Source organism: Paenibacillus sp. FSL F4-0100 (assembly GCF_037993005.1).
GTDB lineage: Bacteria > Bacillota > Bacilli > Paenibacillales > Paenibacillaceae > Paenibacillus_AQ.
This window is the reverse complement of the sequence record NZ_CP150303.1, coordinates 5,565,778-5,579,673: the sequence shown is the minus strand read 5'-3', so window position 1 is coordinate 5,579,673 and position 13,896 is coordinate 5,565,778. Positions and strand designations below refer to the sequence as shown.

Below are 13,896 nucleotides of genomic sequence, written 5' to 3'. Positions count from 1 at the left end.
GACAGGAGGCAAGGCGATGGACGTTAGAGACTGGGGGACATTTTTGCTTCCGTATGAGCAGACCGTTGAGGAATTGAAGGTTAAATTCAAGACGATGCGTTCCGAACTGAAAAAACGGGAGGAATACGCACCGATCGAATTCGTAACGGGTCGGGTCAAACGGATCTCGAGCATACTGGACAAGGCGAAACGCCTCGATGTGCCGATGGACGAGTTGGAAACCGGGATTGAGGATATCGCAGGCATTCGGATTATGTGTCAGTTCGTGGAGGATATCCGGCGGGTAGCCGAATATATCCGGGCACGGAAAGACCTGACCGTATTATACGAGAAGGACTACATTACCAATTTCAAAGAGAGCGGCTATCGGAGCTTTCATATGATTATCGAATATCCGGTGCAAACGGCTTTGGGGCAAAAGAAGGTGCTTGCCGAAATTCAGATCCGCACGCTGGCTATGAATTTCTGGGCTACGATTGAGCATTCCCTTAGCTACAAGTACCGGGAAAGCCTTCCGGATGACATTCGGGCACGGCTGAAGAAGGCCGGAGAAGCGGCGAATACGCTGGATACGGAAATGTCGAGCATCCGGGAGGATATATTGGAGGCGCAGCGGCAGTTCGAGGACGATTCCAATATTACGACACAGGTGCTGAACGCGATTCACAAGCTGTATTTCTTCCATCTGGTCAATGAGGCAATTGCTTTTCAGAGCCGGTTTAACGCGATATTTCAGGATCATGACATGGATGCGATGAAGGTGCTTCTGGATGAGGTGAAGGAGCTGCTGGCCGAAGCGAAGAAGAAAGTAAACGAGCATGAGCTATGAACCGCTGTATGTCGCTTACCTCGTTTACTTTAACCGTGATCGGGACTACTTCGAATGTCATGAAGTGTTAGAGGAACTGTGGCTCGCGCGGGATCGTGATCCAAGGTATAAGGGACTTCTGCAAGTGGCTGTCGGGCTTTTTCATTTCAGGAACAACAACGTAAGAGGAGCATTTAAAATGTTCACAAGCGCTGTATCCCGACTCGGGAGTTATCCCGGGGATGAACTGGGGATCTCGATGGGGAAGCTGGTAAGCGAAGTACGTGACTATGCCAAGCAGCTGGCGTCGTATGACGTTCGTCCATTTCCCTATAGGGATTTGACGATCGAAATTGGGGATACTGAGCTTAAGCAGGCAGTTCGGTTGGCATCGGAGCGCATCATGCCGAACATTCCGCAGCGGCGAAAGCCGGAGCGGGCACATTCCAAGTAACTTTAGGAACAAGTGAAAAAAGAGCTGCCCGTCTGTAGAGGGATCTACTTTTGGGCAGCTCTTTTTTATATGACCATTTAGGATTAAGATTCGGTACCTTTGTATTTATCATCGATGAACTGTTTGATTTCCTCGACGGATTTTCCTTCGTCATGAAGCCGTTTGGCATCCTGCAGCTCGGTCAGGCAGATGCCGCATTGAGCGCCATGGTCCGTCCATTTGACTTCGCCGTCCTTGTTCTCGGCAATGAAGCAGCGATGAAGGGAATCGTGATAGCCGTTCTCCTCGTCCATGCAGCCGCAATAACATTTGATTTCCTTTATGATGTCCTCTAATTCTCCGACCGTAGCATAGGTTGCTTGCGTATTGTCGGTATAGCTCGACAGGAACTTCGGCATAACTGTCATGCTGGCTGTTGTCTCATATCGTTCAGAATCGGCGCCGTGCTGATGCCCGGCAGCGGATTCTTTACCGCCGCATGCGGTCAGCAGCATGCCCGAAATGATAAAGGTAAAGAGGATGGCGCGAGTGCGGTTCATTTCGTCACGCTCCCTTTATATTTATCCAGGATTTGCTTGAAGTCATCGATGGAATAGCCTTCACTGGAACCTTCCGGTTTCAATCCGCCGACCATGCGTTCTTTCTCTACACCGTTCTCGAAGTAGACCAGCGTCGGGGTGAACTCAATGTTGTACTCTCTCCAGCCTTCCTGATACTCGCGAAGGTTGTACTGGTGCATGGTAATTCCAGCATCATCCGCCAAAGGCATCAGTTCCGGGGTCGTCGCACGGCAGTGCGGACAGTCGGATGCAAAGAAGTACACGAAGAAGTTCTCTTTGTTGTCAACCTTGCTCTTCAGCTGATCCGGCAAAATGATTTGCTGGTAGTTCGGATCATTAAGGAGTTCTTGCGTAGCCGGGTTCAGGCTGGAGACCTTCTTGCCCCCGTACAATTCGCTTGCTTCTCCTTGACCGTTCAAGAAAATGAGTGCAGCAATCAATAAGACGAAGACTCCGCCGAAGGCGTATAATGCGGTGTATTTATTCTTTTTTTTGCGGTTCATGGATCCACCCCCTAATGATTAATAATAAATAAGGACTTGTCCTTTTTAATGTAGTTTATTATACAATATTAAAAGTCGGAGCGGAACATGCGAATGTTTGCTTCAGCACGGTGAAAATATACTTTCAAACGATACGATACAGAACAGGTAGGTACCATGTATGGCATTACAACTGCCCTCGCCGTTTCTGGCGAAGATGAAATCGCTGCTTGGCGAAAACTATGACAATTTTATGAAGTCTTATGAACAAGCCCCGAATGCCGGCATTCGGGTGAATACGCTGAAGATCAGCAGAGAGGAATTCATGAAGTTGTCCCCCTTTGACCTTGCGCCCATCCCCTGGTGTTCCACCGGTTATTATACTCAGGCTGGAGATCGTCCCGGACGGCATCCTTACTATCATGCGGGGTTATATTATATTCAGGAACCAAGCGCGATGGCTCCGGTTGAACTGCTCGGCGTAACGCCGGGGGATCTGGTACTGGACCTGTGCGCGGCTCCCGGCGGCAAATCTACGCAGATTGCAGCAAAGCTGAGTGGGCAGGGGGTGTTGGTTAGCAATGATCTTCATCCGGACCGCACCAAAGCGCTTGCCAAAAACTTGGAGATGTACGGCGTGCGGAACGCCGTGGTGCTGAATGAGGATCCGGAGCGGATCGCGGGTGCTTTCCCCGGATTTTTCTCCAAAATATTGATCGATGCCCCCTGCTCCGGCGAAGGGATGTTCCGCAAAGACGAATCCATGCTGAAGTACTGGGAAGCGTCGTCTCCACTGAAGTTTGCGGAGATGCAGCGGGATATTTTGAAATCGGCAGCAGCCATGCTCCGTCCGGGAGGTCGGCTGGTGTATTCTACCTGTACCTTCTCTCCAGAGGAGAACGAAGGGATGATTGCGGAGTTTCTGAATGAGCATCCGGATTTTTGCGTGGTCCCGGTGGATCATTCGGAATTTTATTCTCCGGGTGAAACGGCCTGGATGTCGGGACAGGATAAGGTGAAGGACGATGTACTGAAGCAGCTTTCCGGGACCGCCAGACTGTGGCCGCATAAGGTCAGAGGCGAAGGACATTTCATGGCCGTGCTTCAGCGGGAGGGCGAGCTGGACATGCGTGAGGCTGAACGGGAACAAGCTCCATTATTCAAGCCTGGCGGCTTGGTCAACGAGTCGCTTGCTATATCCTCCCGGACAGAGCAATCCCGTGAACGTAAAGGTAAAACTGTTCTTCGGGAGGAGAGATCAGGTAAACCAGGGAAATACGGTAAAGGTGCAACGCGCCAGCAGGCATCCCGCCGGAGCGTTACGGATTCTCAATCGGGTTCGATTCATCTATTACAAGCCTTTATTCGCGAGCAGCTGGATATGGAGCTGACGGGATATCCCGTAATCTACGGGAACCATGTGTATGTATCGCCCCTGCCAGAAGAGCGGCTGAAGCAGCTCAAAGTGATTCGTCCCGGATGGTATATGGGACAGTTGAAGAATGAACGGTTTGTACCTGGACATCCCTTGGCTACAGCACTTCGAGCGGATGAGGCTGTTCGCTATGTCAGCCTGTCCTCCGAGGACGGGGAAGCGGTCCGGTATTTGAAAGGGGAAACCTTATCGATTCCGGAAGAGCGCGTGATCTGTCGATCGGGTGCTGAAGCGAAGGGTTATGTGTTAGTGTGTATAGACGGATACTCAGCCGGTTGGGGCAAATGGCAGGCAGGAATATTGAAAAATGAGTATCCGGCAGGGTGGAGGTGGACATCGATATGAGTGCTAAAGGCAGAACAACGCAAAGATTGGACAAGGTGTTATCCAATCTGGGATTCGGCTCGCGGGCCGAATTGAAGAAAAAAGCCAAACAAGGGAGCATCGTGGTCAACGGAACGGTGATGAAGGACTCTGGCAAACATGTTGATCCTTATACGGATATCATTGAGTTTGAGGGAGAGACCGTTCAATACCGGAAATTTGTGTATCTCATGCTGCACAAACCTCCGGGCGTTATTTCGGCGACCGAGGATCTTCGTGACCGTACGGTGCTGGATCTCCTGGATGAGGAATACCTGATCTTCGAGCCGTTTCCGGTGGGCCGATTAGATAAGGACACGGAAGGACTGCTGCTGCTTACAAATGACGGTAAATTGGCCCATGAGCTGCTGTCGCCCCGGAAGCATATCCCGAAAACCTATGAAGCGATAGTAGAGGGCAGGGTGGACGATGAGGATGTGCGGTTGTTTGCTGCGGGAATTACCTTAGATGACGGATACGTAACGTTGCCCGGAGAGCTGGTAATCCATTCCCATGAGGAACGAGGCGACGGGGCCCAGCTGTCCCGCATCTCGCTTACGATCCATGAAGGTAAATTTCATCAGGTCAAGCGGATGTTTGAGGCGGTAGGCAAAAAAGTCGTTTATCTCAAAAGAGTCAGCATGGGCGAACTTCGATTGGATGAAAAGCTCGAGATCGGGGCGTACCGGGAGCTGACCGAGCAAGAATTGTCTTTGATCGGAAGGGCATAATCACGATAGAGAAATAGAGACTAAAGGATGGATGGAGAATGGCATACAAATTGGTAGCACTTGATGTTGATGGAACGCTGTTGAATGATGATCATGAAATCACGGAGAAAACGAGGAACACCGTAATGGAAGCCGCAAAACAAGGGGTGGAAATTGTACTGTGCACAGGCAGAGGACCGCTGAATTCGATTCCTTTTATGAAAAGCATGGGTCTTGGCGGTTATGTCATCAGTCATAATGGTGCGGCAACGGTAGAAGTGGAGACCCAAAAAATTGTGCATCAGTTCGGCATGGACCCGCTTCAGCTTGAGCCTTTCATGAAATACTGCCGTGAGCACGGGGTGCATTTTGACGTGAATACCGCCTTTGAGATGTATGTGGACCAGGTGGAGGAGCTTGCCGGTCCGGTTCGTTCGATGTACGAGAACTATTTAATGCTGCCAAGCAACTTGCCGTCATGGGAGGAGCTGTCAGACCCGGTCGTCAAATTCACAACCTTTGGCGAATCCGCCGATATCGACCGCGTTTACGCAGATTGGAGCCAGTGGACCCTTCCTTTTAACATGCTGCGAAGCGGAGAATACTTCATCGATCTTATGGATAGTGAAGCATCCAAGGGAAGCGCGCTTCAGCAGCTGGCAGCAAGAAGAGGTTATGAGCCGGACGAGGTGCTGGCCATCGGCAATTACTTCAACGATATTACGATGCTGACCTATGCAGGGATGGGGATTGCGATGGATAACTCTCCGGTCGAGGTCAAGGCTGCAGCCAATGCGGTGACAACTTCGAATAATGAGGACGGCGTACACGAGGCATTGGTGAAATACTGTTTGTCGTAAATCGACTATTTTATAAAAGAGAACCCGCCACAGGACACTTGGGAAAGTGCCTAATGGCGGGTTTTTTGCGTAGTTTGAAACCTGTTAACAGGTTTCATTCAGAGCATGAGGACAAGCATTTCCTTCCAAATTTGGATTGACACGTTGCTAATGGCATGCTATTTTTATCAATGAAAATGATAATCATTATCAATTATTGAGGCTGATAAACATGCCTGCATAGCCTGTATCTCGTTTTATCGGAAAAAGGAGGCAACTCATGCGTACGGAAGAAGAGCTGAAAATAGATAGCCTATCGGATTCGGATCGTAGCGGGAGAACCAGTCTGGTTGAGATTAAGGAGTTTATCGATTGCCACTATGAAGAGGCGTTATCTATTGGCCAATTGGCCAGGATGGCTAATATTTGTCCTAAGTATTTTGTGGATTTATTTAAAAAGACATTCGGCCAAACCACGATCGACTACCTAACCCACGTTCGTATGAATCATGCCAAGCGTTATTTGGCCGAATCGGACGATCGGCTTCGAGACATTGCACAGCGAGTCGGTTACAAGGATGAGTTCTATTTCAGCCGTATTTTTAAAAAGAAGGTGGGCATGTCGCCGTCCGAATATGCCCGAAATTCAAGGCAGCTTATTGCGGCCTGCTCTTCCTCTATCATCGGGCAGCTGGTAGCGTTGAATGTCGTCCCTGCCGCTGCGCCTCTTGACGCGAAGTGGACCCCGTATTACTACAATGCCTATCACTCGGAGATCAAGTCGCGCCTAAAGCTGACGTCCCCTTATCCGGACAGCCGTTTCGAGGAGAATATCGAGCAGCTGTTCCGCGCAAAACCTGACGTTATTATCGGCATGGACCATCTCGGTCCAGAGGAAGTCACCAAGCTGGAGCATATTGCCCCTACCTTGATTGTTCCGTCCCATGCAGGGTGGAGGAAGCAGCTGGAGAGTATCGCAACGTTTTTGAATAAAGAAGAGCAGGCACAATTATGGATAGAACAGTACGAACGTCGAGTGCAGTACGCACGCTCACGAATGCGGCAAGTAATGGGAAGCGAGAGTATCGTTGCGCTGCGAATATATGGACAGAGCCTCTATGCATACGGTAACCGGGGACTTAAGGAAGTGCTATACCAGGATTTACAGCTCAAGGAAGCTTGCGGTCTGGATACCATGCGTAATCAACAGATCACGCTGGATGATTTGCAACGGATCAATCCGGACCGGATCCTGATCGCGGTATGCCCTGAAGCCACATCACGCCGCTATTGGCTTGCGCTTTTGCATTCTGCGAAATGGCATACACTCCGAGCTGTCGTTCGAAGCAGCGTCTACATGATCTCGTCCGATCCCTGGTTCGAATATTCCGCTCTTGCCGTGACGAGAATGCTGGACGAGGCATTGCTGCTGTTTACAGGAGATAGTCCAAATGGAGTTCTGGATAAAAGCCATGGTGAATCGTTTGTTACGTAATATATACTCGACTTAATTGAGAATCATTATCACAGGAGGAGATATATTGTGGCAGAACGTTTTAACCGTGGAAAGAGAAGTTGGAGGATCAAAATATCAGCATTGGCGTGCTGTGTTATCGTCATAGGCTTGTTGTCAGGCTGTGGGGACAAGGTGGATTCCGAAGCAGCGGGCGGCGAGCAGCAGGCAGCGAAGAAGGCAGCGGTTGAGACGTCCAGTAAGGTAGAGGGCAGCCAAACGTCGACGGAAGAAACAGGGACGAACAGTGAGGAGACGTCACCCAAGGAGGAGCGTACGGTAACGGATGAACTCGGGCATGAAGTGAAGATTCCGGCTGAGGTGAACAAAGTGTTTGCACCGAACATGGAGGATTCTTTGCTGAAGCTCGGCGTGAAGCCTGTTGCACAATGGGCCAACGGCAAGATGGGACACACCTATTTGCAGCAGGAGCTGGACGGCGTCCCCTTGATTGATTTTTCAGGAGGCTTACCTTCACCAGAAGCCCTGATGTCCTATGAACCAGATCTCATCGTGCTCCATACCGAAACCTATGCCGCAGACGGTACATATGAAAAATACGCCAAAATCGCGCCAACATACGTGTTCAAAAATGCTTCCGGTAATGTTGAGAAATCGCTGACCACCTTGGGGGATCTGCTTGGGAAAGCAACGGAGGCCGAGACCGCTCTGAAGGATTACGAGCAAAAAGCAAGCGAAGCGAAGGCTAAGCTGAGTTCCGTGGTGGGGGACAAGAACGTTGCCATCATTCGTTTTGCACCTAGAGGCGTCAGTTTGATGGGCGGAAATTATCTCTGCGGCTTTGTGCTCCATCAAGACCTGGGACTGGGCAAGTCCAAGCTGGTCGAGAACGAGAATGCAGCTAACATCTCGCTGGAGATACTGCCGCAGCTGGATGCAGATTATATTTTTGTCATTAACGCCTACGATCAGGGAACGGAACGCTTAAAGGAAATCACGGAAAGCCCGATCTGGAAGGGCATGCCGGCTGTCAAGAACGGGCAGGTGTATGAAGCGAATAACGAATACTGGCTGGGAAGCGGCCTTATTGCCTACGAGAAAATCGTGGATGATGTCGTTCGCTCCATCACGGGTCAGTAGGGAGGCACTGCATGAGCAATCATACGCCTTACGTTGATATGATGCGGCGCAGCGTGGAGCTGCCCCATGCGGAGCATTGGGTGATGCGCTCGAGGGTAGGGCAGCGCCGCTACCGAATCATTGCGGCACAGCCGATGGGACCGGCCCCGCCGTCTGGATATCCGGTCATCTATTTACTGGACGGCAACAGCGTGTTTCACACGATGGTCGAAACACTGCGCCTACAGTGCCATAGGCCAGACAAAACTGGGATATTGCCGGCGGTCGTAGTCGGTATCGGTTACGAGACGGAGGGGCAGTATGCCCCGAATCGGTTCTATGATTACACGCCCTACCCCAACATGAAGTTCAAAAACAAGCTGGATGGGGGTTCCGTACCGGAACAGGGAGGAGCGGCTGAGTTCCTGCAATTCATCGAGGAGGAACTGAAACCGCAGATCGAGAGCGAATTTAACATCGACCGCCGTCGTCAGACGATCTTCGGTCATTCTCTTGGCGGGCTGTTCACGCTCTATGCCATGTTCAGCAAACCGCAGGCATTCTCGTGTTATATCGCGGGCAGCCCATCTATTCACTGGAATCAGGAATATTTACATGAGCTGGAGCAGCACTTTGTCGAACGCATCAAGGAAGAGCCTTGCCATGTTCGGCTGCTGCTTGGTGCAGGAGAGCACGAGTGGTCCCATGTCACCGGCAATTGCATCAGCGCATCCGAGCTCGCCGAGCGTCTGACTGCTGTGTCTATGTATGGCATCTCAGCCGAATTCAAAGAGTTTGAGGACGAGGGACATCTTTCCGTGCTGCCTGTCCTCATCAGCAGAGCATTACGGCATGCACTTTATCCTCACGACTAAGGAGGTGATCGCCTTGGAGATTACAGGTATTAACGGGAAAGTAGCCCTCGTGACCGGTGCCGCCCAAGGGATAGGCGAAGCGGTGGCACGAGCCCTCGCCCGGGAAGGAGCTGTCGTCGCGGCTTGCGATCAGAAGGAGGCCGAGCTGATCAGCCTTACGACCGATCTATGCGGCTTAGGTGTACGGGCTGCGGCTTACAAGACGGATGTCAGCTGCAGTGCCGAGGTTGAAGCGATGATTGAGCGGATTGAGGAGGAACTCGGTCCGATCGAGATTCTCGTTAACGTTGCCGGAGTGCTGCGAATCGGGGGGGTTGAGTCGCTTGGCGACGAGGATTGGCAGGCGCATTTCAACGTCAACACCAACGGCGTATTCTACACGTCACGCTCGGTCATCCGACGGATGGCGAGCCGTAATTCTGGGGCTATCGTGACCGTGAGCTCGAATGCATCCAAAGTTCCACGGGCCCAGATGTCGGCTTATGCTGCTTCGAAGGCAGCGTCCACGATGTTCACGAAGTGTTTGGGGCTGGAATATGCCCGTCATCACATCCGCTGTAATGTGGTTTCCCCGGGTTCTACGGATACCGGGATGCAGCGTTTGCTCTGGAAGGATGATCAAGGCGCAGGGCCCATCATCGAGGGGGCGCTGGACTCTTACCGTGTCGGCATACCGCTTGGTCGAATCGCGCTCCCTTCCGATATTGCGGATGCCGTCATTTTTCTCGTATCCGATCGGGCCCGGCACATGACCATGCAGGATGTATGCGTGGATGGCGGCGCGACGTTGGGCTGCTGAGGATTCTCGTGTTTTATTCTTTTTGCAAATTCGATAAATGGTAGGCTCATAAGCAGAGAGGAGACTGAAATGTTACAGTATGATGCTCCAACCGCAGCCGAGGCTGTGCAACTTATGGAACAATACCGGGTCGGTTCGTCCTTCTTCTTCTCATCCCCGCGCAAGACGTTGTTAACGCATGGAGAGTATTCAAGACTTTTGATTCCCTCAGGGAACGATCATAGTTCACTGCCGGAACGCGTCTGGGAACTGCTGGACCTCGCCAAGCAAGCGGGACGGTCGGATGCCGTTGTTGTAGGCGCCATCCCTTTTGACATATTGAAGCCGGCGAACCTGTTTATTCCGCTTACGGCTCAGTGGTATAATTCCCTTCTATTCTCTACAGGCCAAGCCCCGGAAAGGCCCCGGATTTCCAGTTATAACGTGCTGTCCGTTCCTGAACCGGCGGCGTTCAAGGAAGGCGTGAACCGGTTGCTGGATCTGATTAGTCAAGAAACACTCCATAAAGCGGTGCTATCCCGAACACTGGAGATCACGCTTCCTCATGCATTGTCCATTCCTCATATATTGAATCACTTAGCTTATCATCACTCCCATGGCTATACGTTTGCCGTTCCGTTGGCACCCGAGTTACCCCACGCTTCCAGTCCGGATGCCGTTGCATCTACAAGGACTCTGTTTGGGGCAAGCCCAGAGCTGCTCGTAACGAAGAAGGGGCTTCGAATCAAGGGGAATCCTTTGGCCGGTTCCGCCGCGCGGAGTACCGACCCCGTTGAAGATAAGCGGCGGGCGACAGCCCTGCTGTCATCCGCTAAGGACCGATATGAGCATGCCCTGGTAATTGATGCTGTGGCGTCGGCTTTGCAGCCTTTTTGCAGCAAGTTGGAAGTTCCCGCCGAACCTACCCTCATCCACACGAATGCCATGTGGCATCTGTCTACCGAAATCAACGGCGTCCTGAAGGATGATTCCGTAACGTCGTTGGATCTTGCTCTGGCGATGCACCCGACACCGGCGATCTGCGGCACGCCAACCGATGCGGCCAGGGATGTCATACGAGCGATCGAACCGTTTGATCGCGGATTCTATTCGGGGGCCGTTGGTTGGTCGGATGCTAACGGAGACGGCGAGTGGGCCGTAACGATTCGCTGCGCGGAAACGGAAGGAACCTTACTGCGGGTGTTTGCGGGAGCCGGAATCGTATCAGGCTCCAATGCGGAAGCCGAGCTGGCCGAGACGTCAGCCAAATTCCGCACGATTCTTGCAACCATGGGCTTGAATGAGCAACAGACAACGCTTTTGGAGGAGGAATGAGGATGTTGGAATTGGAAGGTTGTAAGGCTGCTTGGCCGGAGGAGTTTGCAGCCCGTTATCGGGAGGAAGGATGCTGGCAGGGCGAAACGTTTGGAGCGCTGCTGCGGAAGCGTGCGGCAGCGCATGGGGAGCGGACTGCGATCGTGAGTGGCGATCAGCGTACAAGTTATGCTGAGCTGGACAACCGGGTGGACCGCCTAGCAGCGGGATTTCTTAAGCTCGGGATTAAAGCGCAGGAACGGGTTATCGTTCAGCTGCCGAATATCGCGCCATTTTTCGATACGATATTTGCGCTGTTCCGCATCGGGGCAATTCCTGTCTTCGCCCTGCCCGTCCACCGCCGGAGCGAAATCGTATATCTATGCGGATTCAGCGAAGCTGCCGCTTATATTATACCGGATCAGGATTCGGGATATGATTACCGGGACTTGGCAGCTCAAGTTCAAGCATCGGTTCCTTCGCTGCGCCATGTCATCGTTGCAGGCGACCCGGGCTCGGGTTCATTTCTATCCCTGGATGACCTGTATCTCGATGATTCGGGCAGTCCTTCAAGCGAATTAGACGAGGAAGGCCCCGATCCCGGCGATGTTGCGTTCCTGCAGCTGTCCGGCGGGACGACCGGACTGCCGAAGCTCATTCCGCGCACGCATGACGACTATATTTACAGCTTGCGCATGAGCGCCGAAATCTGCTCGCTGGATAAGGATAGCGTTTATTTGGCGGTACTGCCCGCTGCCCATAACTTTCCGCTTAGCTCGCCGGGCGTACTGGGGACGCTGTATGCGGGAGGGAGAGTTGTCCTTGCCCGGTCCGCGAGTCCGGAGGTGGCGTTTCCGCTGATCGCCTCCGAGGCCGTAACAATAACGGCGGTCGTCCCGCCTTTGGCCTTAATCTGGCTTGAGGCCGCACAATCCCGCTCGGATGATCTATCCCACCTTCAGGTGCTGCAGGTGGGCGGGGCCAAGTTCAGTGTAGAGGCAGCCAAGCGGGTAAAAACGGTGCTGGGATGTACGCTGCAGCAAGTATACGGGATGGCGGAAGGCTTGGTGAACTATACCAGGCTGGATGACCCAGAAGAGATAACGGTGCATACGCAGGGGCGTCCGATGTCCCCGTATGATGAAGTGCGGCTGGTCGATGAGGATGACGTGGAGGTGGCTCCCGGTGAAGTGGGGGAACTGCTGACACGGGGACCCTATACGATTCGCGGCTACTATAAAGCGGACAAGTTTAACGAAAAGGCTTTTACCACAGACGGCTTCTATCGAACGGGGGATCTGGCGAGCATGACGCCCTCAGGATACCTGGTGATCGAAGGCCGTTCCAAGGATCAGATTAACCGCGGGGGTGACAAAATCGCGGCCGAGGAGGTCGAGAATCATCTGCTTGCCCATCCGAGCGTGCACGATGCAGCCGTGGTCGCCATGCCGGACGAGTATCTGGGCGAGCGGACCTGTGCATTCGTTATCGTCCATGATGCTGCGGTTAGCGGCAATGAACTGAAGGCTTTTCTCAGAGATAGGGGGCTCGCTGCATACAAAATCCCGGATCGGGTGGAGTTTATGGATTCCTTCCCGCACACGGGTGTCGGTAAAGTAAGCAAAAAGAGTCTGCGCGAACTAGCGATACAAACATCATGACGCTCGGGTGAATATATCCAATTCATTTAGAAATGAGGAGATATGATGGCACTTCCTAAGATTTTACCTTATCCCATGCCTGGGGAGGCGGATCTGCCCAAGAATAAGGTGGCATGGACGGCAGATCACAACCGTGCCGTGCTGCTCATCCACGATATGCAGCAATATTTCATCGACGCGTTCACTCCGGATCAATCGCCTGTCGTTGAGCTGATCGCCCATATTCAGAACCTTCGCTCTTGTTGTGATGAGCTTGGCATTCCCGTGATCTATTCGGCACAACCTGGCGGACAAGCACCGGAGCAGCGTGGTCTGCTGCAGGATTTCTGGGGGTCCGGCATCAATGACGGTCCTTACCAGAAGAGATTCGTGGATGAGGTGGCGCCAACAGAGCGGGATCTGCTGTTAACCAAATGGAGATACAGCGCCTTTCAGAAAACCAATTTGCATGAAATGATGCGCGAGCAAGGCCGCGACCAGCTGATGATCTGCGGGATTTACGCCCATATCGGTTGTTTGCTGACCGCAACCGAAGCTTTTATGAAAGACATACAGCCATTCTTCATTGCGGATGCCCTTGCCGATTTTTCGGAAGAGAAGCATCGTCTGGCACTGACTTATGCAGCCGAACGCTGCGCTGTTACGCTGACCACGGAACGTTTGGTTGCTTCGTTAACCCAAGGGCAGCATACGGTCTCGGAGCATTCTGTAGCTCCAAGCGGAGAGGGGGAGAGTTCTGCGGACGCACTACCGCTGTTGACGCTGCAAACGTTGCGAGAGAACGTAGCAGATTTGCTGCAGGAGCAGTCGTCTAATATTGGCGAAGATGACCATCTGATTGAGTACTGGGGGCTGGATTCCATTCGAATCATGAGTTTGGCCGAGCGTTTGCGGCGTGGAGGCATCGATATCAGCTTTGTGGAATTGGCCGAGCGGCCTACACTGGCGGGTTGGTGGGAATTGTTGTCGGATAAGCTGTGCTTGTCGCGGCCTAATTATGATTACTATACGGTGTAAGGAGGGA

General features: G+C 52.4%; 14 protein-coding genes. 12 read left to right on the top strand and 2 right to left on the bottom strand.

The annotated features are described in order from the left end of the window. Positions 1 to 16: 16 nt before the first annotated feature. Entirely contained in the window at positions 17 to 829 is an 813-nt protein-coding gene (locus MHH48_RS25245) for a GTP pyrophosphokinase family protein (protein ID WP_076325749.1), read from the top strand. Beyond that, complete coding sequence (locus MHH48_RS25240; protein ID WP_076325750.1) at positions 819 to 1,262, top strand: DUF309 domain-containing protein; 444 nt, start codon at positions 819 to 821, stop codon at positions 1,260 to 1,262. The genes MHH48_RS25245 and MHH48_RS25240 overlap by 11 nt, the downstream gene beginning before the upstream one ends. A gap of 83 nt (positions 1,263 to 1,345) precedes the next feature. Here the strand turns inward: MHH48_RS25240 and MHH48_RS25235 are convergent, their stop codons facing one another. Further along, complete coding sequence (locus tag MHH48_RS25235; protein ID WP_076325751.1) at positions 1,346 to 1,801, bottom strand: PCYCGC motif-containing (lipo)protein; 456 nt, start codon at positions 1,799 to 1,801, stop codon at positions 1,346 to 1,348. After that, positions 1,798 to 2,325, bottom strand: a complete 528-nt coding sequence (locus tag MHH48_RS25230) for a thioredoxin family protein (protein ID WP_076325752.1) — start codon at positions 2,323 to 2,325, stop codon at positions 1,798 to 1,800. Before MHH48_RS25230 ends, MHH48_RS25235 begins: the two co-directional genes overlap by 4 nt. 160 nt (positions 2,326 to 2,485) lie before the next feature. Between MHH48_RS25230 and MHH48_RS25225 the strand changes: the two genes are divergently transcribed. The 10 genes from MHH48_RS25225 (at position 2,486) to MHH48_RS25180 (ending at position 13,889) form a co-directional block, all read left to right on the top strand. After that, positions 2,486 to 4,084: an RsmB/NOP family class I SAM-dependent RNA methyltransferase gene (locus tag MHH48_RS25225; protein WP_076325753.1), complete on the top strand. Its 1,599-nt coding sequence runs from the start codon at positions 2,486 to 2,488 to the stop codon at positions 4,082 to 4,084. Continuing rightward, positions 4,081 to 4,833 carry a pseudouridine synthase gene (locus MHH48_RS25220; RefSeq protein WP_076325754.1) on the top strand — a complete coding sequence of 251 codons (753 nt, stop codon included), beginning with the start codon at positions 4,081 to 4,083 and terminating at the stop codon, positions 4,831 to 4,833. The genes MHH48_RS25225 and MHH48_RS25220 overlap by 4 nt, the downstream gene beginning before the upstream one ends. A gap of 38 nt (positions 4,834 to 4,871) precedes the next feature. After that, on the top strand, positions 4,872 to 5,672 hold the full coding sequence (locus MHH48_RS25215) for a Cof-type HAD-IIB family hydrolase (RefSeq protein ID WP_076325755.1): 801 nt from the start codon (positions 4,872 to 4,874) through the stop codon (positions 5,670 to 5,672). 259 nt (positions 5,673 to 5,931) lie between these two features. Then, on the top strand, positions 5,932 to 7,146 hold the full coding sequence (locus tag MHH48_RS25210) for a helix-turn-helix domain-containing protein (RefSeq protein ID WP_076325756.1): 1,215 nt from the start codon (positions 5,932 to 5,934) through the stop codon (positions 7,144 to 7,146). A 48-nt stretch (positions 7,147 to 7,194) separates the two neighbouring features. Continuing rightward, positions 7,195 to 8,265, top strand: coding sequence for an ABC transporter substrate-binding protein (locus MHH48_RS25205; protein ID WP_076325757.1), 1,071 nt, complete (start codon positions 7,195 to 7,197; stop codon positions 8,263 to 8,265). Positions 8,266 to 8,276: 11 nt separating this feature from the next. Beyond that, on the top strand, positions 8,277 to 9,119 hold the full coding sequence (locus tag MHH48_RS25200) for an alpha/beta hydrolase-fold protein (protein ID WP_076325758.1): 843 nt from the start codon (positions 8,277 to 8,279) through the stop codon (positions 9,117 to 9,119). Between the two features lie 13 nt (positions 9,120 to 9,132). After that, a complete protein-coding gene (locus MHH48_RS25195) occupies positions 9,133 to 9,918 on the top strand; it encodes a 2,3-dihydro-2,3-dihydroxybenzoate dehydrogenase (RefSeq protein WP_076325759.1) in 786 nt (261 codons plus the stop codon). 69 nt (positions 9,919 to 9,987) lie between these two features. Then, entirely contained in the window at positions 9,988 to 11,232 is a 1,245-nt protein-coding gene (dhbC, locus tag MHH48_RS25190; RefSeq protein WP_076325760.1) for an isochorismate synthase DhbC, read from the top strand. Further along, positions 11,229 to 12,872, top strand: coding sequence for a (2,3-dihydroxybenzoyl)adenylate synthase (locus MHH48_RS25185; RefSeq protein WP_076325761.1), 1,644 nt, complete (start codon positions 11,229 to 11,231; stop codon positions 12,870 to 12,872). Before dhbC ends, MHH48_RS25185 begins: the two co-directional genes overlap by 4 nt. Positions 12,873 to 12,917: 45 nt before the next feature. Beyond that, complete coding sequence (locus MHH48_RS25180; protein WP_076325762.1) at positions 12,918 to 13,889, top strand: isochorismatase family protein; 972 nt, start codon at positions 12,918 to 12,920, stop codon at positions 13,887 to 13,889. The last annotated feature ends 7 nt before the right edge of the window (positions 13,890 to 13,896 follow it).

Coding starts and splice junctions, on each gene's coding strand:
- MHH48_RS25185 (WP_076325761.1), top strand. CDS start 11,229: ATGAGGATGTTGGAATTGGAAGGTTGTAAGGCTGCTTGGCCGGAGGAG.
- MHH48_RS25245 (WP_076325749.1), top strand. CDS start 17: ATGGACGTTAGAGACTGGGGGACATTTTTGCTTCCGTATGAGCAGACC.
- MHH48_RS25220 (WP_076325754.1), top strand. CDS start 4,081: ATGAGTGCTAAAGGCAGAACAACGCAAAGATTGGACAAGGTGTTATCC.
- MHH48_RS25200 (WP_076325758.1), top strand. CDS start 8,277: ATGAGCAATCATACGCCTTACGTTGATATGATGCGGCGCAGCGTGGAG.
- MHH48_RS25235 (WP_076325751.1), bottom strand. CDS start 1,801: ATGAACCGCACTCGCGCCATCCTCTTTACCTTTATCATTTCGGGCATG.
- MHH48_RS25230 (WP_076325752.1), bottom strand. CDS start 2,325: ATGAACCGCAAAAAAAAGAATAAATACACCGCATTATACGCCTTCGGC.
- dhbC (WP_076325760.1), top strand. CDS start 9,988: ATGTTACAGTATGATGCTCCAACCGCAGCCGAGGCTGTGCAACTTATG.
- MHH48_RS25180 (WP_076325762.1), top strand. CDS start 12,918: ATGGCACTTCCTAAGATTTTACCTTATCCCATGCCTGGGGAGGCGGAT.
- MHH48_RS25210 (WP_076325756.1), top strand. CDS start 5,932: ATGCGTACGGAAGAAGAGCTGAAAATAGATAGCCTATCGGATTCGGAT.
- MHH48_RS25225 (WP_076325753.1), top strand. CDS start 2,486: ATGGCATTACAACTGCCCTCGCCGTTTCTGGCGAAGATGAAATCGCTG.
- MHH48_RS25240 (WP_076325750.1), top strand. CDS start 819: ATGAGCTATGAACCGCTGTATGTCGCTTACCTCGTTTACTTTAACCGT.
- MHH48_RS25215 (WP_076325755.1), top strand. CDS start 4,872: ATGGCATACAAATTGGTAGCACTTGATGTTGATGGAACGCTGTTGAAT.